Below are 24,970 nucleotides of genomic sequence, written 5' to 3' on the forward strand. Positions count from 1 at the left end.
CATGCTCCCCTCCCCGCTGGCCATCGACGTGCGCCGGGGAGCCGTCGCGTCCCTCGGGACGCTGCTCGCCGACCGCAGGATCGCCACCGAGGGCCGCATCGCCGTGGCCGTCGGCCCGGGCCAGGGGGCGCAGATCGCCTCCGAGCTGGACCTGCCCAACTGCGAGGTCTTCCACGTCGAGGAGGGCACCGTCGACGCCGCGACCGAGCTGGGCAAGAAGCTCCGCTCGGGCGCCTACGAGGCGGTCGCCGGGATCGGCGGCGGCAAGACCATCGACGTGACCAAGTTCGCCGCCACCATGGCGGGCATCCCCATGGTGGCCGTGGCCACCAACCTGGCGCACGACGGCATCGCCTCGCCGGTCAGCTCGCTGGAGCACGAGGGCGGCAAGCCCTCCATCGGCGTGACCATGCCCATCGCCGTGGTCATCGACGTCGACTACGTCCGGGCGGCCCCCTCGCACCTGGTGCGCTCGGGCATCGGCGACGTGGTCAGCAACATCTCCGCCATCGAGGACTGGGAACTGGCGGGCCGGGTCAACGGCGAGCCGGTGGACGGCATGTCCGTCACCTTCGCCAGGGTCGCGGCCGAGGCGGTCCTGCACCGCCCGGACTCGGTGGAGTCCGAGGCCTTCCTCACGGTGCTGGCCGAGGGCCTGGTGCTCTCGGGTATGGCCATGTCGGTGGCCGGGTCCAGCCGCCCCGCCAGCGGCGCGTGCCACGAGATCCTGCACGCGGTCACCCAGCTCCACCCGGGCACCAGCAACCACGGCGAACTCGCCGGGCTGGGCGCGCTGTACGCGTCCTTCCTGCGGGTGCGGCACCTGGACTGGTCGGAGGCGCGGATGAACGAGATCCGCGACTGCCTGATCCGTCACGAGCTGCCCGTCGTGCCCTCCGACGTCGGACTCGACGAGGCGGAGTTCGCACGGGCGGTGGTCCACGCCCCGGACACCCGTCCGGGCCGGTTCACCATCCTGGAACACCTGAACCTCTCCGAGGACGAGATCGGACGGAGCGTCAAGGACTATGTCGAAGCCGTCGGTCGCTGAGGTCCGCGCGGGCGGCCAGCCCGCCGGCATCAAGGAGAGGACGAACGAGGAGCACTGGGCGGGCCGCCTCTACATGCGCGACCTGTCCCCGTACCTGACCACGTTCTTCGTCCGGCTCGGCGTCCCCCCCAACCCGATCACCTACCTGATGATGGCCTTCGGCGTGCTCGCCGGGGTCGTGGTCGCCTTCGGCGGCCTGTGGTCGGCGATCGTGGCGGCGCTGTTCGTGCAGGTGTACCTGCTGCTGGACTGCTCCGACGGCGAGGTGGCCCGCTACACCGGACGCACCAGCGTGGCCGGGATCTACCTGGACCGCATCGGCCACTACGTGTCCGAGATCGCGCTCCTCATCGGCCTGGGCGTGCGCGCCCAGGGCGAGTTGGAGGCGGGCGGCTGGGTGGTCCTGGGCATGGCCGCGGCGATCGGCGTGGCGCTCATCAAGGCCGAGACCGACAACGTGGTAGTGGCACGCGCCAAGGCGGGCCTGCCCGAGAAGGTCTCGGACGAGGCGATGCGTCCGCGCTCGTCCGGTCTGAGCCTGGCCCGCCGCCTGGCCTCGGCGCTGATGGTGCACCGCCTCATCCAGGCCGTGGAACTGTCCCTGATCGTCGTGGTGGCGGCCGTGGTGGACGCCTTCCTCGGCGACCTGACGGCCACCCGGGTCCTGGTCGCGGCGTGCGCCGCGGTGGGCGTGCTGATGAGCTTCGCGCACTTCGTGAGCGTGCTCGCCTCGCGCCGCCTCGAATAGCGCGGACGGTTCGGGCGCCCCCGTCCCGAACCGGGTCGGAACGTCACGAACGACGCGCCGATGACGTTGACGTCACGAACGGGGCCGTGCAGGTTACCCTGTCCACGGTCCCGTCCACCTTCCCTTTATTCCTTCGTTAGTCTGTTCCTGCGATCGTTGGCCGTGTGTCAACCTTCCAGTAACGTCTCGTCCACTGAACGGTCGCAACCATGGCCACACCCGTGATTCCGTCCTCACCGAGCCCGGAGAAGCCGGAGGTGACGGTCTCCCCAGCGCCCAGAGCCGAACGGAGCCGCCCCCAGGTGTCCGCGCCCACCCTGTCCTGCGTCCTGCTGACGATGGGCAACCGTCCCGCCGAGCTGCGCCGGGCCATCACCAGCGTGTTCGAGCAGGAGGACGCGGACGTCGAGGTCGTGGTCGTCGGCAACGGCGCGGACCTGCCGGAGCTGCCCGAGGGCGTCACGCGGGTGCGCCTGCCGGAGAACGTGGGCATCCCCGAGGGGCGCAACCACGGGGTGCGCGCGACCAGCGGCGACATCATCCTCTTCCTGGACGACGACGGCTGGTACCGCTCCAGGGACCTGGCCCGCCACGTGCGCGAGCGCTTCGCCGCCGACCCGTCGCTGGGCGCGCTGTCCTTCCGCATCGCCGACCCCGACGGAGGCCCCGACCAGCGCCGCCACGTGCCGCGCCTGCGCGTGGGCGACTCCCGCAAGTCGAGCGTGGTGACCACGTTCCTGGGCGGGGCGTGCGCGATCCGGCGCACCGCCTTCGAGGCCGGGGGCGGTCTGCCGGGCGACTTCTTCTACGCGCACGAGGAGACCGACCTCGCCTGGCGGATCATGGACGCGGGCTACGGGATCGAGTACGACGCCGACGCGGTGATGTACCACCCGGCGGTGGCGCCGACCCGGCACGAGAACTTCTACCGGCTCAACGCCCGCAACCGGGTGTGGCTGGCCCGCCGCAACCTGCCCTGGCCCCTGGCCGCGGCCTACCTCGGCACCTGGGTCGGGCTGACCGTGCTGCGCGAGCGCGACCGCGACGCGCTGCGCTCGTGGTTCGGGGGCTTCCGGGAGGGCTGGCGCGAGGAGGCCGGTCAGCGCACCCCGATCAGCTGGTCGACCGCGTGGAGGATGACCCGCGCCGGACGCCCGCCGATCATCTGAGCCCCGGCCGGCCCGGACGCCCGTAGACGGCCCGGCCGCGACAGCGAAGAGCCCCCTCGACCGACGGGTCCCGGAGTTCCAGAACTCCTCGGACCCAGTGGTCGAGGGGGCTCTTCGCTCAGTCGGTGGCCGCGGCGCGGTGGCGCGTCCTGCGGGTGCGCTCCTTCGGTGCGAAGCGGGGCCGGGTCGGCGTTCCGCGCTGGGCCGCGTGCGTTGCCGCGCGCACGTTGGCGGAGAACGGGCGGGAGGCGCCCGCCCTCCGGGGCCGCGGGCCTCCACGCCCGTCGTCACCGAGAGCGTGCGGTCGGCCAGGCCTCGCACCACGTCGGGATCGACGACGCCGGGATCGCACCCCTGTAGGTCGTCCGACTCGTCGACGAAGCCGTCGAGGTCCCCGTGACCGTCGGCGCCGTTCCGTGCTCCGGAGGAAAGGCCGGCCACGAGGCGGTGTGTGCTCCCGGGGCCCACTCCTCCCAGCGTGCGTGCCGAAGCAGCCGCCCCAGCAGGTCCTCGAGGCGACTTGCCCCCGGAGGGCGTGAGCTCAACGGTCTTGAGGTGCTGCTCCGGGCACGGGCAGTACGTCTTGTAGTACTTCTTCCTGCGCTCGGTCCTGCACTGTCCGGCCTCCGCCGCCCGGAGCGCGGATTCCGCCTCCTTGCCCGGGTGCGGTGGACGAACCATGCGCGGTCCCGGCCGGTCGTTCGGAGGGGGAGGGGACAGCTCCCGAGCCGGTGTGGCCCAAGCGGGGGTGAGGCCCGGGGAGCGGTCTCCGAGGGGCCGAGGGCCCGGTGTTTTCGACACGGATTCCCCGGAACGGGACGCGGCGGGGACAGGGCTGCGGGCGGGGCTCGGCGCGGTGTCGGAAAACTGTTGCCGCTTGACAATAGTTGACTCTGGCGGCATTGTTTACGGTTGGGAAGCCCGCCCCGAGGTGGCGGCTGCCCAGGGCAGGGCGGGGACGCCGGGGTTCCACCCACACGTGGCGCCGGACCGACCGCCCGGTCCGTACCAGTGGCTCAGGCCGTGCGGAAGTTCGGCTGCTCGGAGCTGTCGGAGCGTTCCTCGGAGCGGCTCGCCGCCTCGCGGAAGGACATGAGCCCTTCCAGGAGCATCACCCGCTTGCGCGGGGGCATGCGGGCGATGACCTCGTTGAGTTCGGCCTCCCTCCGGGCTCTCAGGTCGCGCAGGAAGGTCCGGCCGCTCTCGCTCAGCCAGAGCCTCAGCTCACGACGGCTGTTCGGACTCGGCGTCCGGGTCACGAAGCCGACCGCCTGGAGGCGGTCGCACAGCCTGCTGACGGACGGAGGGGTGGAACCCAGGCGCTCGGTCACCGTACGCAGGTTCACGCCGTCCTCCTCCTCGAGGATGAAGAGGACCTTGAGCTGCGGAGGAGAGACCGGTGAGGAGGCGACCTCACGGCCGCGCCCCCAGAGCACTTCCATGAGTTCGGTGACGGTGGAGGCCGCACGGGCTGCTTCGGCTGTCGGTTCCTGCGATTCAGGACTCACTTTCCACTCTCACGCGTCGCGTCTGTGAGTTGCACCCATCCGGCATCGGAAATGGGGTACCTCTACGACCATAACGGAACGCCCCGTTCCGCGCCCGCCGACCGTACCCGTGCCGGTGTGCGGGATACTTCTCCAATCGGCACAGAAAACACAGGTCGAGCCAGTGAACAGATACGAGACCGTAGCGCGGTCCCTTCGCGAGGCCCAGCCGCACGGGCTCATGGTGGTCCTCCGTGGGGCCCTCTCCGAAGACTACGCGGCGGTGTCCGCCGAACTCTTCCTCGCTGACTACGGACTCAAGGTACTCTGCCACGTCCCCGATCCGCCCGGGGAGTGCGCGGGGGAGTACTCCGTCTTCAACAGTGTCGTGGGCAGGGTCTTCGGCGCGCAGGAGACCTTCGTCGAGGACAGCTTCGGGGCCGAGGCCGTCACCGTCCACCTCCCGGTGAGCGCCCGCGGCGACCGGCTGGGCGTGCTCACCGTCGAGCTCAAGGCGGACGACTACTCCGCCGGGGTGCTCGCCGAACTGGAGCAGGTAGCCACGTTGCTCGGCCACGAACTCCTCGTCGCCGAGCGCGACACCGACGTCTACCGGACGCTGCGCCGCAGGGACCGCCTCACCCTGGCCGCCGAGGTCCAGTGGGACCTGCTGCCGGGCCGGGGCTTCGAGTGCCCCGAGTACAGCATCGGCGCCCAGCTCGAACCGGCCTACTCCATACGCGGCGACAACTTCGACTGGTCGGCCGCGCCGGACCGCCTGACCCTGGGCATCACCAACGGCATGGGCGAGGGCATCGACGCCTCGCTGCTCACCAGCCTCGGGGTCAACGCCCTGCGCAACGCCCGCCGCAGCGGGATCCCGCTCGCCGACCAGGTCGCCCTCGCCGACAAGGCCGTCTACGCCCACTACCGGGGAGAGCGCTACCTGGACGTCCTCCTGCTCGGCTTCGACCTGGCCACCGGCGAGGTGCAGGTGGTCGACGCGGGATCGCCCCTGCTCTACCGCCTGCGCGGCGACCGGGTCGAGCAGATGCCCTTCGAGGCCCAGCTGCCCATGGGCATGGCCGAGGACACCGTCTACACCGCGGAGGGCTTCCGGGTCGAGCCGGGCGACCGGCTGGTGTTCGTCAGCGACGGCGTGTTCGACGCCAAGGGGCAGTCCGAGGGCGAGACCTTCGGCACCCGGGCCCTGCCCCTGGCCATCCTGGCCACCAGGCTGGTGCCCAGCTCCTCCGCGCCCCAGGAGGTCCTGCGCCACCTGGCCGAGTACCGGGGCGACCGCGAGTCCCTCGACGACGCGCTGGTGGTGTGCCTGGACTGGCGGGGCCGGGGCGAGCCGGGGTAGGCGCCGCGCCCCGTGCCCGCCCGCCTCAGGTCTGGTAGACAATTGCCACGCGGCAACAACGCAGGACCCCCCTTCCAGCGACACGCAGGACCACGAGGAGATGTATGACTGACGGAGTATCCGACCACTCCGGGTCGGGCGCGCGGATCGTGTCCGCCTTCCTCCGGCGCCGCAGGGAGCAGATCGCCCAGCGCTGGGCCGACCTGCCCCTCTTCCAGACGGTGTTCACCGTTACCCGGGACGAGGCCGTCGAGGCGTGCCACGCCGTCGTCGACTCCCTCGCGGTGGTCGCCGACAGCGGACGCGTCGACGACCTGGAGGCCCCGGGCTTCCACTCCGTCCGCGAACAGCTCGTCGCCATGACCGCCTCGCGCGCGAGGTCGGGCCTGTCCACCGCGCAGGTCGACCGCGAGGTCGGCGTCCTGGGGGAGGCCGCGATGGAACTGCTGGTCGCGGATGCCCCCGGAACGGGCCCCGACGAACTGTGCGACATCCGCGTCCAGCTCGTCACGCTGTTCGCCACCCTGCGGGTCATGGTCGTCGAGAGCATGCTCCAGGAGAACCAGGAGATCATCCAGCGCCAGCGCCAGCAGCTCCTGGAGATGGCGACCCCGGTCGTCAAGCTCTGGGACCGCCTCGTCGCCGTGCCGCTCATCGGCATGCTCGACAGCGCGCGCAGCCAGGTGGTGATGGAGAACCTCCTGGAGGCCATCGTCGAGCACAAGGCCACCATCGCCATCCTGGACATCACGGGTGTGTCCACGGTGGACTCGCTCGTGGCCCAGCACCTCATGAAGACCGTCGCCTCGGCGCGGCTCATGGGGGCGGAGTGCGTCATCTCGGGCATCCGCCCCGCCATCGCCCAGACCATCGTCCAGCTCGGTCTGGACCTGGGTCCGGTCACCACCAGGGCCAGCCTGGCCGACGCACTGGAGTGGGCCCTGGAGCGGCGCCAGAACAGGGCGCCGTCCGTCAAGGGCCCCGAGAGCTGATTGGACAGGTACGTGACCAGCCCTCCCACCATCCCGGTCCTCGACATCGGCGGACTGCTGCTCGTGAGCATCCAGGGCGAGCTCCCCGACGAGGCCGCGGTGGACCTCCAGAACGACGTGACCGCCGCGGTGGCCGACACCGGTTCGCGCGGACTCATCATCGACATCAGTTCACTCGACATGGTCGACTCCTTCCTCGCGCGCGTGCTCGCCGAGGTGGCGGCCTCCTCACGGCTCCTCGCCGCCAGGACCGTCCTGGTCGGCATGCGCCCGGCGGTGGCCATCACCCTGGTCGAACTGGGCCTTACCCTGCCGGGCATGGACACCGCCCGTACGGTCACCGAGGCGGCGGCCAGCTTCGGGGTCACCATCGAACGGAAGGAACGGCCGGAACGGGGCACGACGTGAGCCAGGCCTCCGCGGAGCCGATCCACGTGCCCATCCGCAGGGACACCGACCTGACGGCGGTCCGCCAGCAGGTGCGCACTCTGGCGCAGCGGACCGGATTCGGCCTGGTCCAGCAGACCAAGCTCGTGACCGCGGCCAGTGAGCTGGCCCGCAACACGCTCCTGCACGGCGGGGGCGGTTCCACCGAGATCCGCGTCGTGCACGGCCAGACGGGACAGGGCGTGCGCGTGTCCTTCGTCGACTCGGGGCCGGGTATCCCCGACGTGGACAGGGCCCTGACCGACGGCTACTCCACCGCTGGCGGCCTGGGGATGGGCCTGAGCGGCTCCAAACGCCTCGTGCAGGAGTTCGAGATCGAGAACCTCCCCGAGGGGGGGACCAGGGTGACCATCACCTCCTGGGCCGACCCCTACGGGCGCGGAGCCCGATGACCAGGGTCTGGGACCTGGCGGTCACCGACGCCACGCGCGTGTCCGACGCGGCCCGGACCGCCCGCAAGGCCGCGTTCGGCATCGGTCTGGACGGGGCCGCGGCGGACGCCGCGGCCCTCGCCGCGTCCGAACTGGCGACCAACATGTGCAGGTACGCCGGCGGTGGGCGCTTCGTGGCGGAGGAGGCCAGGGAGCCGTGGGGAACGGCCCGGGCCCTGCAGATCCTCGCGCTGGACCACGGCCCCGGGATCCCCGACGTCCCGCGCGCCATGAGGGACGGCTTCTCCACCTCGGAGGACTCCCTGGGCGCGGGTCTCGGCGCCTGCGCGCGCGCCGCCGACTTCTTCGAGGTCCAGAGCAGCCCGGGCAGGGGGACGGTGGCGGTGGCCCGGTTCGCCCGGCCCGCCGAACGCGACCTGTTCGGCGCCCGCGCGGCCACCGGCGGGGTACACGTCCCCCTGGGCGGCTACAAGCTCTCCGGAGACGCTCTGGCCTTCCGCAGCGGCGCGGGTCTGCGCACGGTCATGCTCGCGGACGGGCTCGGGCACGGTGAGGCCGCGGCGGAGGCCTCCGAAACGGCGGCGCGCTTCGTGACCGGCAGCAGGGGAGGGGCCCCCGACACGCTGTTGCGCGGGCTGCACGAGGCGCTGCGGCGCACGCGCGGGGCGGCCGTGGCGATCGCCGGGATCGACGAGCCCCGGGGCCGCCTCACCTTCTGCGGGGTCGGCAACATCGGTGCGCGCCTGTACCGGAACGGGCGCTGGGAGACCCTGCTCTCCCAACCCGGGATCGTGGGGGCCTTCTCCCTGCGCACGCCCGCCCCGGCCCGTCGGGAGTGGTCCCCGGGGGACATGCTCATCCTGCACAGCGACGGGGTGCCGGGACGATGGAAGCCCGAGGGCGTGGAGGCCCTGCGCGGCCACGACGCCGCGGTCGTGGCCGGAGCGGTGTTCCGGGACTCGGGCAGCGCCGCCCGTCCGCTGCGTGACGACACGAGCGTCGCCGTGGTCACGCACACCGCACGCCCTGACGGGGGAGGACGATGACGCAACCGCTGCTCGAACTGCGGGTCCGCGGCGCGGTCGACGCGGCGCGGGCCCGCGCCGCCGTGGCGCGCGTGCTCGACGCCGCGTGCGCCGGGGACGAGGCCGAACTGGAGTTCCTGGACGGCGCCTCCTCGTGGGCGCTGCGCGCGGCGAGGCCCGGAGGTCCGGCCGCGCTGGCGGTGGACCTGTCCGAGGACGGGCTCGTGCTGCGCGCCACCGTCCGCGACGGCGCGGGGGAGAGCCGGTGGGAGTCCGACCTGCCCCTCTCCGAGCCCTTCGACGCGGGGGCCGCGGCGGGCGGGGACCCCGGGGAAGCCGACGCCGAACTCCTGGCTGCCGAGCTGCTTCGCACCTCCGAGCGCGCGGGGAGGGTGGCCGCCGTCGCGGCCGAGCGCGCACGCGAACTGGAGTGGCACCAGCGCGAGCTGGAGGAGACCAACCAGGGCGTGCTCGCCCTGCACGCCGAGCTCGCCGAGGCCAGCGACGAGCAGCGCAGGCTCCTGGCGGCCGAGCGCTCGGCCCGGGACCAGGCCGAGGCCGCCCGCAACAGGCTCACGTTCCTCTCCACGGCCAGCGCGAGGCTAATGACCTCCCTGAACCAGGCGGAGATCTTCGCCCGCCTGCGGGACCTGCTCGTGCCCGAGCGCGCCGACGCCGTCGAGGTGTGGCTCACCGACGAGGACGGCGGCCTGTGCGCCTCCGACGCGCGTGAGGCCGCCGTGCCGGACGCAGTGCTCCTGGCCGCGGCCCGGCGCCGTCCGGCGGACGCCCTGGCCGGGGAGGGGCAGCTCGCACTCCCCCTGCTCACGGGCTCGGGGCTGCTCGGGGTGCTGCTGCTGCGCCGCACCGAACCCCTGGACGCCGACGACGGGGTCGTGCTGGACGAACTCGCGCGGCGGGCGGCCGCGTCGCTGGACAACGCGCGCCGCTTCGAGCGCGAGCGCGACACGGCGGCCACCCTCCAGCGGGCCATGCTCACCGAGCTGCCCGAGACCCCGGGGATGGAGATGACGGCCCGCTACCTGCCCGCCACGCGCGGGATGAACGTGGGCGGCGACTGGTACGACGTCTTCTCGCGGGGTGACGGCGAGTTCATCGGCGTGGTCGGCGACGTCACCGGGCACGGCATCCACGCCGCGGTGATGATGGGCCAGCTGCGCACGGCCCTGCGCGCGTACGCGCTGGAGGAGCGCAGCCCGGCCGTGCTGCTGGAGCGCCTGCACCGGCTTCTGGGCCACCTCGAACCGGACCTGTTCGCGACCGCGGTCATCGTGCGCTTCCGGCCGGGGGACCCCGAGGTGGTGATGGCCGGGGCCGGGCACCCGCCGCCGCTGTGGCGCGACGGAGAGGGCACGGCGGAGGCGGTGCCCCTGCCGTCCGGCGGCATGCTCGGCCTGCCGGTCGAGCTGACCTACACCGACCACACCGTCGAACTGCCTCCGGGCGCCGCGCTGCTGCTGTACAGCGACGGCCTGATCGAGCGGCGCGGAGAGTCCATCGACGACGGGATCGCGCGCCTGGTGGAGGGCTTCGGGGGTCCGCCGTACTGGCGGGGCGGCCCGGACAAGGCGGCCGACGACCTGCTGGACGCCATGGTCAAGTACCAGGACTGCGACGACGACGTCTGCCTGCTGGTCTTCCTCGCCGCCGAGCGGGACGGGTAGCGGCGCTCCGGGGCCGCGCGCGGGGGGCCGGGCGCCCCCCTCGGCGCCCGGCCCCCTGACACACGGTGCTCCGCCCCGTGCTCGTCCGCCCTCTCAGGTCCGGCGGACGACGGGGACGCCGGTCAGACCTCGGTGACGGCCTCGTCGTACTCCAGGCGCGGCAGGCGGTCGAACCACGCGTCCGGGCCCGGCCTGCCCACGTTCATGACCACCAGGGGCCGCAGCGTGGAGTCCTCGCCGAAGAACTCGCGGCGCACGCCCTCTGCGTCGAAGCCGGTCATCGGCCCGGCCGCCAGACCGGCGGCGCGCACGCCCAGGAGCAGGTAGCCGATCTGGAGGAACGCGTTCTGCAGGGCCATGCTCTCGCGGGCCTCGACGGGCATCCCGGAGAAGTTGTCCCGGGCGTCGGGCGCGACGGGGAAGGTCTTCGGGAAGTGCTCGTGGAAGTCGGAGTCCGCGGACAGGATCAGGGTGAGCGGCGCCGTCGAGGTCTTGGGCGCGTTGTTGCCCGCCATGTGCGGCACGAGGCGCTCCCGGGCCGCGGCCGAGCGCACCACGGTGACCCGCAGGGGCTGGTTGTTCATGGCGGTCGGCCCGTACTTGACCAGGTCGTGGATCGCGCGGACCTGCTCCTCGGTCACGGGCTCGTCGGTGAAGCTGTTCGCGGTACGGGCGTCCCGGAAGAGCAGGTCCTGGGCCGCCTTGTCGAGTACCAGCGCGTCGGTCATGTGTTTCCTCGGTCGTGCTCGTGGTGTGGCGGGGGGCCGTGCGGAGTCGGCTCCGACACGGACCACAACACTTGTTGACGAGGAAGATATTTCTTAGAGAGCTAGAAGTGGGGTCAATCACGCACGGGAGTGCGCTGGCGACTCCGCGGGGGCGGCACCACGGGCAGCGGTTCGCCCGAGGCCTCGTCCGCCCACGCCTCCAAGCGCTTGACGAACAGGCGCGCCTGGACCGGCCAGTGGAAGGAGGTCCGCGCGATCCGGTGCCCTGTGCGCGCCAGGTCCCGGCGCAGCTCCGCGTCCCGGCGCAGCCGCAGCACCGCCTCCGCCGCGGCCGACACGTCGCCGAACGGCACCACCAGGCCCGACGGGCCCTCCGGGCGGCCGGTCACCAGCTCCTGCGCCACCGGGTTGGGCGTGGTCACCACCGGCAGGCCGTGCGCCATGTACTCCACGACCTTGGTCGGCATCGAGTGCCGGTAGTTGGGCGTGTCGTGCAGCAGGCTCAGCCCCGCCATGGCGCCCGCGCAGATCCGCAGCGCCCGGTCGTTGGGCACGAACCCGTACCAGTGCAGGACGTCCTCCTGCTGGGCCTCGCGCAGCAGCGGCCGCACCCCGGAGTCGGCACCGCCGATGACCTCCAGGCGCACGCCGTGCGGGCGCAGCATGCGCCCCAGCTCCACCAGTTCGCGCGCGCCGCGCGCCTCGGACACCTGGCCCAGGTACACGATCCGGTCGTCGCCCGGCTCGCGCGCCGGGAACTCCGGCACCTCGGTGGTGTTGGGCACCACCGGGTGCTCCATGCGGAACCGGGAGCGGTACCCCTCCTCGGCCAGCATCAGCCGCATCCGCCGCTCCGCGTGCCGCTCGAAGGAGCGCACCACCGTGCCCAGCGGACGCCGCAGCGACCGGGGCACCCACGCCTTGGTGAGCAGGGCCGCCGCCGTGTCCTCGTGCACGTCCCACACCGTCACCGGGCGTCTGGACGGCAGTGCCAGCAGGAGTTCGGGGTCGTGGAAGAGGAGCAGGTCGGCCAGGGGCGCCTGCTCGGCGAGGACCGCGCGGGCGGCGCGCAGCGAGGCGAGCCGCTCGCGCCCCGAGGCGCGCGGCACGTCCACCGAACGCAGCTCCGACCACGGGGTCACCCCGCACTCGCGGAACGGCGCCACATAGGTCACGCTGTGTCCGGCGTCCAACAGGGCGCGGATCTGCCGGTGCAGGATCCGTGCGTCCTCCGGGTGGTGCACCACCGTGGCCACGAGCGCGTGCATCGAGTTCACCTACCTGTGTCGCCGTCTGAGGCCCTCTCGGGCGGATCGGCCTGGCCGCTCCGGTCGGAGCGGTATCAGCTCTTCGTCACGGTATTCAGCGGGAAAGACGCGCCGAGGAAAGCCCGGTGGCCGCACGGAGTGCAGCGGGTGAACCTTCGGCCGGGGGGAGGTGAACGCCGGAAGGCACGCCGATGAACGCGGTGTGCTCGCGGATCGGCGTGCCCGTCGGGACGTGTCCCTCAGCTCACAGGACCTCGATGCCCTCCCGCGTGACGTGGCGCCGCACCTGCGAGGGGACCGCGGAGTCCGTCTCGGGGTCGGGTCGGCGCAGTACGCCCCGGGTGTCCAGGAGCAGCCGCGCGTACTCCTCCAGCCGCTTGGGCCGGTACTCGGCGTGGTCGGTGAGCAGGATGGTCAGGTCGGCCTCGGCCAGGGCGCGGTCCAGGTCGGTGGACCTGGGCACGTCCACGCCGTCGACCTGCCAGGACTCCACGTGCGGGTCGTGGTAGGTCAGCGTGGCGCCCTTGGCGGCCAGCTTGCGCGCGACCGGCCGGGCCGGGGACTCGCGCTGGTCGGCGATGTCGGCCTTGTAGGTGACGCCCAGCAGCAGCACCTTGGAGCGCGACAGCGCCAGGCCGGAGTCGTTGAGCAGCTCCTGCGCCCGCTGGATGACGTAGGAGGGCATGCGGCCGTTGATCTCCTGGGCCAGCTCCACGAACCGGAACGGGTAGCCGAGGGTCTTGACCTTGTACGACAGGTAGTTCGGGTCGATGGGGATGCAGTGGCCGCCCACGCCCGGGCCCGGGTAGAAGGCCTGGAAGCCGAACGGCTTGGTGGCCGCCGCGGCGATGGAGTCCCACAGGTCCACGCCCAGCTCCTGGCAGAAGATGGCCATCTCGTTGACCAGGGCGATGTTGACGTGGCGGTAGGTGTTCTCCAGCAGCTTGGCCATCTCCGCCTCGCGGGTGCCGCGCGCCCGCACCACCGTGTTCACGAAGGCGCCGTAGAACTCCGCCGCGGCCTCCCCGCACTCCTGCGTCAGGCCGCCGACCACCTTGGGCGTGTTGGCCACGCCGAAGGTCGGGTTGCCGGGGTCGATGCGCTCGGGCGAGAAGGCCAGGTGGAAGTCGGCGCCCGCGACCAGGCCGGACCTCTCCAGCAGCGGGCGGACCACCTCCTCGGTGGTGCCGGGGTAGGTGGTCGACTCCAGGATGACCAGTGTGCCGGGCCGCAGCTGCGCGGCGATCGACTCGGCCGCGGACGTCACCGCTCCCAGGTCCGGGCCGCCCTCCGCCGACAGGGGCGTGGGCACGCAGATCACGATGGTGCGCGCGGCGGCCAGGCAGGCCGGGTCGGTGGTCGCGGTGAAACCGCGGTCCAGCATCCGGCGCACGTCCTCCGCGGAGAGGTCGTCCACGTGCGAGACGGCGCTGTTGAGCCCGTCGACGACGCGGCTGCTCACGTCCAGACCGGTGACCTTCAGGCCAGCGGACACGGCCTCGGCCGCGAGCGGCAGGCCGACGTAGCCGAGGCCGAGGACGACGAGGTCGCTGACCGCACCGGCGGACTGCTCGGAGACAAGGGCTGGGTTGGAGGCTGCGGCATCCACTCGTGGTCACACTCGCATTCATCTCGTGAACGGGCGTAAATAGCGGGAACTGCCATTGCTCAGTGCGTTAGACGTCTGAGTGTAGGCACGTGTTGTCCACACTTACGGGTTCTGGCCTGGTTCGGTCATTTCGCGAATCTGAACCCGATACGCCTGGTTGTAGCGGTATGCGGCCTCGGCCCAGGTGCGGTCGCTGACGAGATCGCGACCCGCACCGCCGTAGGAGATCCGCTTTTCACGACTGTAAGCGAGCTTTGTCAGCACATCGGCTAGAGTCGCCGATTCGCCCGCCGGAATTAACTCTCCTGTCACTCCCGGTTCCACGATCTCTCGCAACGCCGGGAGATCACTGGCCACCACCGGAAGCCCGCCCGCCATGGCCTCCACGGGTTTGAGCGGGGTGACCAGACGGCACACCCGCTCGTCGCGTCTGGGCACCGCGAACACGTCCAGCGCGGCGTGGTGGTCGCGCACCCGCGCGGCCGGGACGCGGCCGGTGAAGTGCGCGGCCCCCTCCAGGCCCAGGGAGCCGGCCAGGGAGCGCAGCGCGGGCAGCTCGGGGCCGTCCCCCACGATCAGGGCGTGCGCCGCCTCCCCGCGTTCGCGCATCAGGGCCACCGCCTCCAGCAGCGTGTCCAGGCCCTCGTAGCCGAAGCAGCTGGTGGTGGTGCCCACCACGAAGTCCTCACCGCCGATCCCCAGCTCGGCGCGCACCCCGGCACCCGGGGGCAGCGGGGCCAGGAAGGAGGCGTCCACCGCGTTGGGCACCACCAGCAGGCGCTCGCGCGGCACGCCGCGCGCCTCGATGTCGGCGCGCATCGCCTCGCCCAGGGTGACCACCAGGTCGGCGGCCAGCATGCACTCGGTCTCGCTCGCGCGCTCGGCTCGGTAGAAGGCGTCGTCCACGCTGCGCGAGGGGTCGCGAGAGAGCCAGGACTCCTCCAGGAAGCCCCGCACCTCGTAGACCACCGGCAGGCCGAACCTGCGGCCCAGCTCCAGGGCCAGGCGGGCGTTGTGGTGGTTGCTCGCGGCGTGCAGCACGTCGGGCCGCAGCGCCTCCACCAGCTCCGAGCCCAGCCGCACCCCCGCGGCCAGCTCCCGGGCGGCGTCGGCGGGCGCGGTCCAGGGCAGGAGCCGGTGGTAGGGGATGCCGTCCACCCGCACCAGCGTGCGCGGGTCGGGAACGCCCTTGACCAGGGGGTACCCCGCCCTGGTGACCACGTGCACGTCCATCCCGGCCTCGCGCTGGGCGACCGCGATCTTGTGGGTGCGCTGGGTGTAGCCCGCGTTGGTGTGCGGCAGCGCGTTGGTCACCAGGTGCAGCACCCGCAGACCCGCTCCGGGTGACGCGGGGTCCCCGGCCACACGCCACCGTTCACCCTCCGACGCCTCCGGTCGCCGAGCGTTCACCGTGGCGTCGGGCGGCGTTCGTGGATCGCGGGTTAACGTGATGGCGTGACGGTCGGGCGACGTGGACGGGGACGCGGCGACAGCGCGTCCCGTGGCCAGGGCCGTCCGATGCTCCGCGGCCTCTCGAAGAGCGCCCTCCGGAAGCTGTTCGACCAGTTCCCGGGCGGTGGCCGCGTCTCCCGCCGCCAGGCAGGACGCCACCAGGCGGCCCACCCGGCGGGGGGAGGCACCGCTCGCCGCGGCGAGCACCGCCTCGCGGGCGTCCGCGCGCCGGCCCTGGTCCCACAGGGCGTAGGCGCGGGCCCGGCCGCCCGCCCGGGAGGCCAGGGCGCGCACCGCGCGCCGGGGCGGACCGGGCGTCAGCCGCAGCGCCAGCAGCGGCAGCCGGGCCGGTTCGGCCCGCAGGTGTCGCCAGGCCAACGAGAGGGTGAACGTCGCCGCTCGCGGCCAGCGGGTGCGCGAACGCGGAACCTGGGATTCGGAAGCTTGGGTGTCATGCACGGTCAGTCACACAACCACGCGGACGTGACCGTACGGTGACACCACGGCGACACGGACGGGACGGCTCGGGCAAGGAACGCCGCCGGACCACACCAGTCCCGCCGGTCACGGCGGGAACACCACCCCAACAGAAGGAAACGTGAGAGCCGTGGCAACGAGTGCCCCCCTGGGGAGCCAGGACACCGGGATCGTGCACGTCGTCGGCGCGCGCCCCAACTTCGTCAAGGCAGCGCCCGTGGTCTCCGCCCTGCGCGGACGCGGTGCGCACCAGGCGGTCGTGCACACCGGCCAGCACTACGACGACCGCATGTCCGCGGTGTTCTTCCGCGACCTGGGCCTGCCCACCCCCGACGTCGACCTCGGCGTCGGCTCGGGCTCCCACGCCGCCCAGACCGCCGCGCTCATGGTGGGCCTGGAGAAGCAGTTCACCGAGCGCAGGCCCGGCATGGTGGTCGTCTACGGAGACGTCAACTCCACCGTGGCCGCGGCCCTGGTCGCCGCCAAGCTGCACGTCCCCGTCGCCCACGTGGAGGCGGGGCTGCGCTCCTTCGACAACACCATGCCCGAGGAGATCAACCGCCGCGTCACCGACCAGCTCAGCGACGTGTGCTTCGCCACCAGCCCGGAGGCCGTCGGCCACCTGGCCGCCGAGGGTGTCCCGCCCTCCCGCGTCCACCTGGTCGGCAATCCCATGATCGACACCCTCCTGGGCAACCTCGACCGCTTCGACGCCGACGCCCTGCGCGAGCGCCTGGACCTGCCCGAGCGCTACGTCGCCGCCACCCTGCACCGGCCCGCGAACGTGGACGACCCCGACACCGTAGCCCGCCTCGCCGAGCGCCTGCACGAGATCGCCGACCTCGCCGACGTGGTCATGCCCGTGCACCCGCGGGGCAAGGCCGCCTTCGACCGGGCCGGGCTCGGCGACCACCCCCGCGTGCGGCTCCTCGAACCCCTGGGCTACCTGGACTTCGTCGCGCTCACCCGCGGCGCCGCCGCGGTCGTCACCGACTCCGGCGGCGTCCAGGAGGAGACCACGATCCTCGGCGTCCCCTGCCTGACCCTGCGCCCCAACACCGAGCGCCCCGTCACCATCACCCACGGCACCAACCAGCTCGTCACGGAGGCCGACCTCCTCCAGGCCGTCACCAAGGTCCTGCACGGGCGCGGCCCGGAGCGGATCGGCGACACCCCGCCCCTGTGGGACGGCCGCGCCGGGGAGCGCATCGCCTCCGTGCTCACCCAGTGGTCGAGGTGAACCCGATGACACACGAACACCGCGCACCCGTTCCCGCCCCCAGGAACGCCAGCGCGAGGGAACGCGCCGTACGGGGCGCGGTCCCGGTCCAGGCACGCGGGGCGCGCCGAGGAGCGGCCCCGATTCCCCCGCAGCGGTCCAGGTGATCCACCATGGCACACGTCCCTCCAACCGTCCCGCACCCCAGGGGCCCCGCCGGGTCCGCGACACGCCTGGCCAAGGGCATCCGCACCCGGCCGGGAGCTCGTAGGGTGCACCGCACGTGGCAGTCGGACCCGACGCACGGCGCGGTGGTTTCGCCGAACCGAACCGAACACAAGGTGGCAGACCGTGAAACGGCGTGAACAGAGCCAGACCGAACAGCTCCGGCAGGCGCTGGCCGAGCGCGAGGCCCAGCTCCAGGAGGCGCGCAGCCGGCTCGCCGCCCTGGAGGGCTCCACCTCGCTCCAGGTGGGCAAGGCGCTCACGGCCGCCGCCAAGCGCCCCGGCCGGTCCCTGGTCAAACTCCCCCGTGACCTCTACCGCCTCTGGCGCAGCAGCGGCAACACCCGGCACACCGAGCGCCGCCGCGGCGGCGCCGAGCCGGTCCGCTCCTTCGACGCCGAGCGCCAGGAGTCGCGCCTGCTCACCGGCCTGAGCGGCGGCAGCGAGGACCTGCTGGTCGTCGCCACGGTCGTCGGCCCCTCCATCGCGGAGGCGATCGACCCCTACGTGCGCGCGGTGCCGCTGCGCCCGCACGACGCCCAGATCGTCATGGACGGCGTCGACGTGGACCTGGTCCTGGTCTCGGCCTCGGCCGCCGCCCCCGGTTCGCCGTGGGCCCACGTGGGCGACCCCGCGGCCGCCGACCGCACCCGCGCCCTGCACTGGGTGCTGGAGTCCGCCGCCTCCCGAGGCATCCCCACGGTCCTGCTCGACGACGTCCCCTCGCCGCCCGCGCTGCGCGAGCTGGGCTTCGACAGGGTCCACCGGGGCGACGCCGGGGTCCCCCTGCACCTGTTCAACCCCGTGGCCGCCGACCTGACGCCCGGACCCGAGACGGTCTTCGTGCGGGTCCACCGCGAGGAGCCCGTCCCCGGCGTCCTCGCCGAGCTGGGCGCGGGCGTGGTGGAGGCCGACTCGCGCGGCCTGGCCGACGCCCTGCGCGCCGCCAACGTCGCCGTCGTGGCGCCCCTGACCGCCGAGGAGCCCCGGCTGCACAGCAGGGCCTGGGCCTGCGGCACCCGCGCGGTGACCGCGGGGGAGGGCCTGGCCGTCACGGTGCCGCGCATGCGCGCCGAGGAGCCCACCGCGGCCGAGCAGCGGGGCATGCTCCGCCAGGTCTTCCTGCGCGAGGCCACCCCGGTCCGCCTCGCCGAGGTCCTGGACGGCCTGGACTTCCCGCCCGGCACGCCCGGCCGTGAACTGCCGCTGCGCGGCCGGTCCGTGGCCGTCCTGGCCGACCCCGCGGGGGAGGCCGACGCCGACCGGCTCGCCGACGACCTGCTGGCCGCCGCGCTCAGGCCCGCCGAGGTGGTCGTGCCCGGCACGGCCTCCCGCCTGCCCGGGATCCAGCGGCTGCGGGCCGAGGGCGTCACCGTGCGCTCGGTGCGCTTCAACGCCCCGGACACCCCAGAGGAACTCACCCGCGACGAGCCCGGCGTCCGCGCCGGGGAGCCCTGGGCCGCCCTGGCCGAGCGCGCCACCGCGCCATGGTCGCACCTGTGGACCGCCCCGGTCGGCCGCAGGCGCCTGGCCGACCTGGTGTGCGCGGTGGAGTGCACGGACGCGGACGCGGTCGGTACCGTCGACGCGTCGGCCGCCGAGCCGGGCGAGCACGGCTTCTTCGACCGTCCGGACACCGCGGACCGTCAGTACGTCTTCGTCAGCGCGGTCGTGCCGGAACTGGTCCGCACCACGCTGCTGAGGCGCGCCTGGGACCCGGCGGAGTGGAACCGCCGCGGCACCCGGCTCCTGGCCCTGGGCCCCGACCACGGCACGGGCGACGACGCGGAGGACCCCGTGTCCGACGCGGCCGACGCCTCGACCGGCGCCGTCGGATGAGCCGTACGGGCAACGAGAAAGCATCCGAAGGGAAGAACGTGAGCACACCGCCTCCGCGCGCACTCCTGTACGGGGACGTGGACCTCAACATCATCGACGGTTCCGCGATCTGGGCGCAGTCGATGGCGCAGGCCCTGGCCGCCGCCGGATGCGAGGTGACCCTGCTGCTGAAGGCGCCCGTGCGCACCGACCGGCTCACCGAGCCGCTCACCAGGGTGCCCGGGGTCCGGCTGCTGCGGCCCTACGAGGACAAGGCGCTGCCCGACCTGGGGCCGAGGGGGCTCACCCCGGAGCAGGCCGTCACCCTCATGACCAGGCACCACGAGCGCAAGCCCTTCGACCTCGTCGTCGTGCGCGGGCGCCGCCTGGCGGGGCTGGCCGCCCAGGAGGAGGCGCTGGCGGGCCGCCTGTGGACCTACCTGACCGACTTCCCGCACAGCGTGGGCGAGCTGACCGCGACCGCCACCGCCGAGCTCACCGAGATCGCGCTGGCGTCGCGGTTCCTGCTCTGCCAGACCGAGGAGCTGCGCGCCTTCCTGGAGTCGACGGTGCCCGCCGCCTGCGGCCGGTCGGTCCTGTTCCCGCCCGTGGTGGTCGTCCCCGAGGACGTGCGGGCCGGCGGCGGGGCAGGCGGTCCCGCCCGCCTGGCCTACACCGGCAAGTTCGCGCCGCGCTGGAACACCCTGGAGATGACCGGTCTGCCCGCCGAGCTGGCGCGGCGCGGGGTGGACGCCGAACTGGTGATGATCGGCGACAAGATCCACGCCGAGCCCGCCGACTGGGCCAAGAACATGCGCAGGGCCCTGGAGGGCACCCCGAACGTGGACTGGCGCGGCGGGATGTCGCGCGCCGAGGCGCTGCGCCAGGCCGCCGAGTGCGGCTTCGGGCTGTCCTGGCGCGACCCGTCCATGGACGCCAGCCTGGAGCTGTCCACCAAGGTGCTGGAGCTGGGCGCGCTCGGCCTGCCGGTGGTGCTCAACCGCACGCCCATGCACGAGGCCATGCTGGGCGCGGACTACCCGCTCTTCGCCGGGACCGACGTCGCCTCGGTCGCCGACGTGGTGGCCCGAGCCCACGGCGACCGCGCTGTCTACGCGGACGCCGCCGCGCGCTGCCGCGCCGCCGCGGCCGACCACACGCTGGAGCGGGCCGCCGAGCGACTGCGCGGCTACCTCGCCGACGCCCTGCCGCCCGCCCCCGAGGGCGCCGACCCCGAGCGGCCGCTCAAGGTGGTCATCGCCGGGCACGACATGAAGTTCTTCACCCGCCTGGCCGAGTACCTGGACTCGCTGCCCGGCCTCGACGTGCGCATGGACGAGTGGGAGGGGCTGAGCACCCACGACCAGTACCGCTCCCGTGAGCTGGCCGCCTGGGCCGACGTGGTGATCTGCGAGTGGTGCGGGCCCAACGCGCTGTTCTACTCCAAGTGGAAGCGCCCCGACCAGCGGCTCATCGTGCGACTGCACCGCTTCGAGCTCTACGCGGAGTGGCCCCGCAAACTCGACATCGACAAGGTCGACGCGGTGGTGTGCGTGAGCCCCCACTACGCCGACCTGACCCGCGAGATCACCGGGTGGCCCGCCGGGAAGGTGGTCGTGGTCCCCAACTGGGTGGACGACGAGCAGCTCGGCCGCCCCAAGCTCCCCGGGGCCGAGTACTCCCTGGGCATGGTCGGCATCGCGCCCTCGCGCAAGCGGCTGGACCGGGGCCTGGACGTCCTCGCCGAGCTGCGGCGCATGGACCCGCGGTACACGCTCTCGGTCAAGACCAAGCAGCCGTGGGAGTACTGGTGGATCTGGAACCGGCCGGAGGAGCGCGCCTACTTCGAGCGCGTCTACCGGCGGATCCAGCGCGACGAGCGCCTCGCCGCCGGGGTGGTGTTCGACCCCTTCGGGCCGGACGTGGCCACCTGGCTGCGGCGGGTGGGCTTCATGCTCTCCACCAGCGACGACGAGTCCTTCCACCTCGCGCCCGCCGAGTGCGCCGCCTCGGGCGGCGTGCCCGCCCTGCTGCCCTGGCCGGGCGCGGACACCATCTACGACCCGCACTGGATCCACGACGACGCCGTGGCGATGGCCGAGGCCATCCACGCGACCGTCAGCGAGGGGCGGTTCTCCGCCGAGGCCGCGCGCGCCCGCGAGGAGGTCACCGCCGCCTACGGCCTGTCCCGGGTGCGGTCGTTGTGGAGCGACCTGGTGGTCCGCGGCAGGGCGCCCCGGGCGGAGCGCTCCGCCGCGGCCGCGGGCGCCTGAGGCGCGGGCCCGGGCCGACGCGTCGGCCCGGGCCCGCGCCCTCGCGGGTCCCCGGCGCCTGGGTTCTGTTCTTTTGAAGCGGTCTCAGCTTGTGGGGGGTTGGTTCGGGCGCCCACGGGGTTCTGGAGGTGGCGGAGGCGGGTTCGTGAGGAACGAGCGAACCCGCCGGAGACACCGCTGTGCCTGCTTCAACCCGATTGCCGTTCTCCGGGCGCCCGAACACGGGCCGAAGCGGAGCGAAGGTCCAAAAACTCTGCCTACACCGGGCCCGTCATCTTGGACAGGCCGCCCGCGCCCGCGGGCAGGAACAGCGCGAAGGTGGTCGGCTTGGTCTGCACCAGCTCGATCCGGGCCCCCTCGGACTCGGCGATGTGGCGGGCCAGGGCCAGGCCCAGCCCGGTCCCGCCCCCGCCGCTCACCTCGCGCTCGAAGATCCGGCCGGACAGGTGCTCGGGCACGCCCTCGCCCTCGTCACTCACCTCGATGCGCACCGAATGCCCGGTGTCCAGCCGCCGGATGGTGACCGTTCCCGCGCCGTGCTTGTAGGCGTTCTCCACCAGGGTCGCGATGATCTGCGCCAGGTCGGCGGAGACGGTCATCGCGGTCAGCCCCGGGTCCCCCGTGACCAGCAGCCTGCGCTGCGCGGACTGGAAGACCGGCTGCCACTCCTCCTGGAGGTGGTGCAGGACGGGGTCGATCTCCACCGCCTCCACCTCGGGGTTCTGGCTCTTGCGGGCCCGTCCCAGCAGGCTCTCCACGGTCTCCACCAGGCGCTCGGTCTGGGCCAGGGCGGCCTCGCCCTCCTCACGGACCGCCTGGGGGTTGTCCGCCTCGGCCAGGATCTCCTCCAGGCGCATCGTCAGCGCGGTCAGCGGCGTGCGCAGCTGGTGCGAGGCGTCGGTCGCGAAGTGGCGTTCGGTGGCGATCAGCCCGGCGATGCGCTCGGCGCTGCGGTCCAGCACCTCCGCCACCCGGTCGGCCTCCGGTATCCCGTACCGGTGGCCCCACGGCGTGGTCACGCCCGAGCCCAGGCGCTCGGCGGTGGCCGCCAGGTCGAGCAGGGGCAGGGTCAGCCTGCGGGCCTGGAACATCGACAGGCCCACGGCGACGCCGATGGCCAGCAGGGACAGCGACGCGATCCCCATCCAGGCGCGGACCACGCTCTGCTGCACGCTCTCGGCGCTCATCCACACCTCGACTCGCGTGCCCCGGCCGGTGGTCGCGGTGGCCTTGAGCATGCTCGGGGAGTCGGGCGCCTCGGGGTTGAGCGCCGGATCGCCCGCGGTCACCGAGGTCGGCTCCTCCGCCGGGGTGATCCGGATGAAGCGGTGGGGATGATCGCGGTCGAACTCGCCCAGGTCGAGCTGGCCGTGCAGTTCCAGCATGGTGTCGCTCTCGGCGCCGATCAGCTCCGCCTCGCCCTGGAGCTGGCGGGTGCTCTCGTCGTACACCAGCTTGTACGTGAGCGCGCCCAAGGGCAGCCCGAGCAGCATGACGGCGATGACGGTCACCACCAGGGTGGAGAAAACCATCCGCCTGCGCATGTCACCTCATGTCCGTGCGACCCGGAGGCGACCGACCGGCGCGGGGCGCCCCGAGAGGTCGCGTCAGTCTCGCTCGAACCGGAAGCCCACACCCCGGACGGTCGTGATGTACGACGGCTGGTTGGCGTCGTCTCCCAACTTGCGGCGCAGCCAGGAGATGTGCATGTCCAGGGTCTTGGTCGAACCCCACCAGTTGGTGTCCCACACCTCGCGCATGATCTGCTCGCGGGTGACCACCTTGCCCGCGTCGCGGACGAGCACGCGCAGCAGGTCGAACTCCTTGGTGGTGAGCTGGAGCTCGCGTTCGCCCAGCCAGGCCCGGCGGGAGTCGTTGTCGATGCGCACGCCGTGCACGACGGGCACCTCGGCACCGCCCCGGCGCAGCAGGGCGCGTACGCGCGCCAGGAGTTCGGCGAGCCGGAAGGGCTTGGTGACGTAGTCGTCGGCGCCCGCGTCGAGGCCGACGACGGTGTCGACCTCGTCGGCGCGGGCGGTCAGGATGAGGATCGGCGTTCCGTGACCCTCGGCCCGGAGCCGACGCGCCACCTCGAGCCCGTCCATTTCGGGCAGCCCGAGATCCAGGACCATGAGGTCTATGTCTCCCGCACGGGCACGGTCGAGTGTCTCAACGCCGTTGACGGTCACGTCCACCGTGTAGCCCTCGCGCCGGAGCGCGCGCGCGAGAGGCTCGGAGATCGAGACATCGTCTTCGGCCAGCAAAACGCAGGTCATGTTGTCGATCGTAGGTCCGGGGACGCGCATTTCCCTATTATGCGCGCCGGATGTCCCAAGGTTGGTCGAAAATACGCCAATCACATAACGGGCAAAAGGTTCAATTCGCCATCTTAGTACTTTTCTTTACACTTACATGGTGATAATGGGAAGCTTGCTTCGGGTTCCGCTTCGTCCGGATCGTGCCCCCCGGTGAACAGTGTGGTGGAGAAAATGGGACGATTCATTGCAAAACGTTTGGTAAGTCGGTGTCAGGACGGCGAAGCGTGGAGCCGAGGCACCCGCCACCAGTCCCGAGAGCGAGGAGAACGTACGTGAACCCCGACAGTTCGCCACCGCCCTGGAGGCCGCCGGGTGCGCACCCGCCCGGGGGAGGGCCGCCTCCCCACGGAGCCGGATACCCGCAGGGCGCACAGGGTCCTCAGGTTCCCCAGGGCCCGCAGGGGCCCTACGGGCTGCCGCCCCAGCCTCCCCAGCCGCCCCGCCCGGGCCGCTACGGCACCGGTCTGGTGGCCGTGCTCGCCGTGATCGCGGTGCTGGCGGGCGCGTCCTTCCTCGGCGGAGGCCTCGCCGTCGGCGGGAGGGTGACCGGCCTCGTCGCCGCGGTCGTGGACTCCGAGCCCTCGGCGCGGACCGGTGACGAGCAGAACCGGGAGGCGCCGACCGGGGACCCCGCCCCCACCGCCGCCCCCGAGCCCACCCGGGAGCCCATGCCCACCGACGAGCCCTCCGCGGAGCCGACGGACGAGCCTAGTCCGGGGACGGAGAACCTCATCAGCTCGGAGGAGCTGATCGACGAGCTGCGCCGCGACTTCGAGATCGACGCCCGCCTGGACATCACCGACGAGGTCTGCGGCTCGGACCCCGGAGCCGAGGAGACGGCCCTCTTCCAGTGCACCTCGTCGATGGACACCAACCTGGTGCGGGTGGCCGCCTTCGAGAGCTCCGGGATCGCGATGATCGCCGCGATGGCCATGCTGGAGAGCGAGGAGAACACCGCGGCGGACATCCAGGACGCCTGCCACTTCGTGCTGGTGTGGTTCGAGGAGAACGGCCTGGACCAGCAGGAGCGCGACGACATGGCCGAGGCCGCACGCGAGATCGCGGGCTGCCCCTAGCGGCCCGGACCGGGGCGTCGGGCCCCGTGGGGGCGGCCGTTGCGGAGCCGGGGCCGGCGAAGCGCGACGGCCGGACGGCCTCCCGGCTCCGCGCACGCGGTGTCGGGAGGCCGTCCGGCCGCCTTCTGGGGCAGCCCTGCGAGGT

At 72.8% G+C, this 24,970-nt stretch carries 20 protein-coding genes; 13 read left to right on the top strand and 7 right to left on the bottom strand.

Features of this window, described 5'->3' with window-relative positions:
* Window position 1 precedes the first annotated feature (1 nt).
* From KGD83_RS05885 to KGD83_RS05895, 3 genes are all read left to right on the top strand, one after another.
* A complete protein-coding gene (locus KGD83_RS05885) occupies window positions 2-1,051 on the top strand; it encodes an iron-containing alcohol dehydrogenase family protein (RefSeq protein WP_047867984.1) in 1,050 nt (349 codons plus the stop codon).
* Window positions 1,029-1,799 carry a CDP-alcohol phosphatidyltransferase family protein gene (locus KGD83_RS05890; RefSeq protein ID WP_212642883.1) on the top strand — a complete coding sequence of 257 codons (771 nt, stop codon included), beginning with the start codon at window positions 1,029-1,031 and terminating at the stop codon, window positions 1,797-1,799. Before KGD83_RS05885 ends, KGD83_RS05890 begins: the two co-directional genes overlap by 23 nt.
* A 302-nt stretch (window positions 1,800-2,101) precedes the next feature.
* Complete coding sequence (locus KGD83_RS05895) at window positions 2,102-2,968, top strand: glycosyltransferase family 2 protein (RefSeq protein ID WP_047867982.1); 867 nt, start codon at window positions 2,102-2,104, stop codon at window positions 2,966-2,968.
* A gap of 1,016 nt (window positions 2,969-3,984) precedes the next feature.
* On the opposite strand, the gene KGD83_RS05900 is transcribed toward KGD83_RS05895, so the two are convergent.
* On the bottom strand, window positions 3,985-4,410 hold the full coding sequence (locus tag KGD83_RS05900) for a MarR family winged helix-turn-helix transcriptional regulator (RefSeq protein WP_249352172.1): 426 nt from the start codon (window positions 4,408-4,410) through the stop codon (window positions 3,985-3,987).
* Window positions 4,411-4,696: 286 nt separating this feature from the next.
* Here KGD83_RS05900 and KGD83_RS05905 point away from each other — a divergent pair, with 286 nt between their 5' ends.
* From KGD83_RS05905 to KGD83_RS05930, 6 genes are all read left to right on the top strand, one after another.
* Window positions 4,697-5,821 carry a PP2C family protein-serine/threonine phosphatase gene (locus KGD83_RS05905; RefSeq protein ID WP_212644286.1) on the top strand — a complete coding sequence of 375 codons (1,125 nt, stop codon included), beginning with the start codon at window positions 4,697-4,699 and terminating at the stop codon, window positions 5,819-5,821.
* A gap of 104 nt (window positions 5,822-5,925) precedes the next feature.
* Entirely contained in the window at window positions 5,926-6,813 is an 888-nt protein-coding gene (locus KGD83_RS05910; protein WP_212642885.1) for an STAS domain-containing protein, read from the top strand.
* Between the two features lie 12 nt (window positions 6,814-6,825).
* On the top strand, window positions 6,826-7,221 hold the full coding sequence (locus KGD83_RS05915) for an STAS domain-containing protein (RefSeq protein ID WP_212642886.1): 396 nt from the start codon (window positions 6,826-6,828) through the stop codon (window positions 7,219-7,221).
* Window positions 7,218-7,652 (top strand): anti-sigma regulatory factor, encoded by a 435-nt coding sequence (locus tag KGD83_RS05920; RefSeq protein ID WP_212642887.1) that lies wholly within the window; start codon window positions 7,218-7,220, stop codon window positions 7,650-7,652. Before KGD83_RS05915 ends, KGD83_RS05920 begins: the two co-directional genes overlap by 4 nt.
* Window positions 7,649-8,698 carry a SpoIIE family protein phosphatase gene (locus KGD83_RS05925; RefSeq protein WP_212642888.1) on the top strand — a complete coding sequence of 350 codons (1,050 nt, stop codon included), beginning with the start codon at window positions 7,649-7,651 and terminating at the stop codon, window positions 8,696-8,698. The genes KGD83_RS05920 and KGD83_RS05925 overlap by 4 nt, the downstream gene beginning before the upstream one ends.
* A complete protein-coding gene (locus KGD83_RS05930) occupies window positions 8,695-10,362 on the top strand; it encodes a PP2C family protein-serine/threonine phosphatase (protein WP_212642889.1) in 1,668 nt (555 codons plus the stop codon). The genes KGD83_RS05925 and KGD83_RS05930 overlap by 4 nt, the downstream gene beginning before the upstream one ends.
* A 122-nt stretch (window positions 10,363-10,484) precedes the next feature.
* Here the strand turns inward: KGD83_RS05930 and KGD83_RS05935 are convergent, their stop codons facing one another.
* The 4 genes from KGD83_RS05935 to KGD83_RS05950 all read right to left on the bottom strand — a co-directional run bounded on the left by KGD83_RS05935 (window position 10,485) and on the right by KGD83_RS05950 (window position 15,797).
* Window positions 10,485-11,090 (bottom strand): malonic semialdehyde reductase, encoded by a 606-nt coding sequence (locus KGD83_RS05935; RefSeq protein WP_212642890.1) that lies wholly within the window; start codon window positions 11,088-11,090, stop codon window positions 10,485-10,487.
* Between the two features lie 113 nt (window positions 11,091-11,203).
* Window positions 11,204-12,358, bottom strand: coding sequence for a glycosyltransferase (locus KGD83_RS05940; RefSeq protein WP_212642891.1), 1,155 nt, complete (start codon window positions 12,356-12,358; stop codon window positions 11,204-11,206).
* A gap of 244 nt (window positions 12,359-12,602) precedes the next feature.
* Complete coding sequence (locus KGD83_RS05945) at window positions 12,603-13,967, bottom strand: nucleotide sugar dehydrogenase (RefSeq protein ID WP_212642892.1); 1,365 nt, start codon at window positions 13,965-13,967, stop codon at window positions 12,603-12,605.
* 102 nt (window positions 13,968-14,069) lie between these two features.
* A complete protein-coding gene (locus KGD83_RS05950; protein ID WP_212642893.1) occupies window positions 14,070-15,797 on the bottom strand; it encodes a glycosyltransferase family 4 protein in 1,728 nt (575 codons plus the stop codon).
* A 229-nt stretch (window positions 15,798-16,026) separates the two neighbouring features.
* Between KGD83_RS05950 and wecB the strand changes: the two genes are divergently transcribed.
* The 3 genes from wecB to KGD83_RS05965 all read left to right on the top strand — a co-directional run bounded on the left by wecB (window position 16,027) and on the right by KGD83_RS05965 (window position 21,431).
* On the top strand, window positions 16,027-17,136 hold the full coding sequence (gene wecB, locus KGD83_RS05955) for a non-hydrolyzing UDP-N-acetylglucosamine 2-epimerase (protein WP_212642894.1): 1,110 nt from the start codon (window positions 16,027-16,029) through the stop codon (window positions 17,134-17,136).
* A gap of 330 nt (window positions 17,137-17,466) precedes the next feature.
* The gene (locus tag KGD83_RS05960) at window positions 17,467-19,179 is read left to right on the top strand and encodes a hypothetical protein (protein ID WP_212642895.1); all 1,713 of its coding nucleotides are present in this window, start codon (window positions 17,467-17,469) and stop codon (window positions 19,177-19,179) included.
* A 38-nt stretch (window positions 19,180-19,217) separates the two neighbouring features.
* A complete protein-coding gene (locus KGD83_RS05965) occupies window positions 19,218-21,431 on the top strand; it encodes a glycosyltransferase (RefSeq protein WP_249352174.1) in 2,214 nt (737 codons plus the stop codon).
* Window positions 21,432-21,688: 257 nt separating this feature from the next.
* Here KGD83_RS05965 and KGD83_RS05970 read toward each other — a convergent pair whose 3' ends face one another.
* Complete coding sequence (locus KGD83_RS05970) at window positions 21,689-22,975, bottom strand: sensor histidine kinase (protein WP_212642896.1); 1,287 nt, start codon at window positions 22,973-22,975, stop codon at window positions 21,689-21,691.
* 63 nt (window positions 22,976-23,038) lie between these two features.
* Window positions 23,039-23,707, bottom strand: coding sequence for a response regulator transcription factor (locus tag KGD83_RS05975; RefSeq protein ID WP_013154850.1), 669 nt, complete (start codon window positions 23,705-23,707; stop codon window positions 23,039-23,041).
* Window positions 23,708-24,021: 314 nt separating this feature from the next.
* On the opposite strand from KGD83_RS05975, the gene KGD83_RS05980 reads away from it, so the two are divergent.
* Window positions 24,022-24,825, top strand: a complete 804-nt coding sequence (locus KGD83_RS05980; protein WP_212642897.1) for a hypothetical protein — start codon at window positions 24,022-24,024, stop codon at window positions 24,823-24,825.
* Window positions 24,826-24,970: the final 145 nt, after the last annotated feature.

It is taken from the genome of Nocardiopsis akebiae, from assembly GCF_018316795.1.
GTDB classification, from domain to species: Bacteria; Actinomycetota; Actinomycetes; order Streptosporangiales; family Streptosporangiaceae; genus Nocardiopsis; species Nocardiopsis dassonvillei.

Coding starts and splice junctions, on each gene's coding strand:
- KGD83_RS05910 (WP_212642885.1), top strand. CDS start 5,926: ATGACTGACGGAGTATCCGACCACTCCGGGTCGGGCGCGCGGATCGTG.
- KGD83_RS05935 (WP_212642890.1), bottom strand. CDS start 11,090: ATGACCGACGCGCTGGTACTCGACAAGGCGGCCCAGGACCTGCTCTTC.
- KGD83_RS05905 (WP_212644286.1), top strand. CDS start 4,697: ATGGTGGTCCTCCGTGGGGCCCTCTCCGAAGACTACGCGGCGGTGTCC.
- KGD83_RS05970 (WP_212642896.1), bottom strand. CDS start 22,975: ATGCGCAGGCGGATGGTTTTCTCCACCCTGGTGGTGACCGTCATCGCC.
- KGD83_RS05925 (WP_212642888.1), top strand. CDS start 7,649: ATGACCAGGGTCTGGGACCTGGCGGTCACCGACGCCACGCGCGTGTCC.
- KGD83_RS05885 (WP_047867984.1), top strand. CDS start 2: ATGCTCCCCTCCCCGCTGGCCATCGACGTGCGCCGGGGAGCCGTCGCG.
- KGD83_RS05940 (WP_212642891.1), bottom strand. CDS start 12,358: ATGCACGCGCTCGTGGCCACGGTGGTGCACCACCCGGAGGACGCACGG.
- KGD83_RS05930 (WP_212642889.1), top strand. CDS start 8,695: ATGACGCAACCGCTGCTCGAACTGCGGGTCCGCGGCGCGGTCGACGCG.
- KGD83_RS05890 (WP_212642883.1), top strand. CDS start 1,029: ATGTCGAAGCCGTCGGTCGCTGAGGTCCGCGCGGGCGGCCAGCCCGCC.
- KGD83_RS05975 (WP_013154850.1), bottom strand. CDS start 23,707: ATGACCTGCGTTTTGCTGGCCGAAGACGATGTCTCGATCTCCGAGCCT.
- KGD83_RS05900 (WP_249352172.1), bottom strand. CDS start 4,410: ATGGAAGTGCTCTGGGGGCGCGGCCGTGAGGTCGCCTCCTCACCGGTC.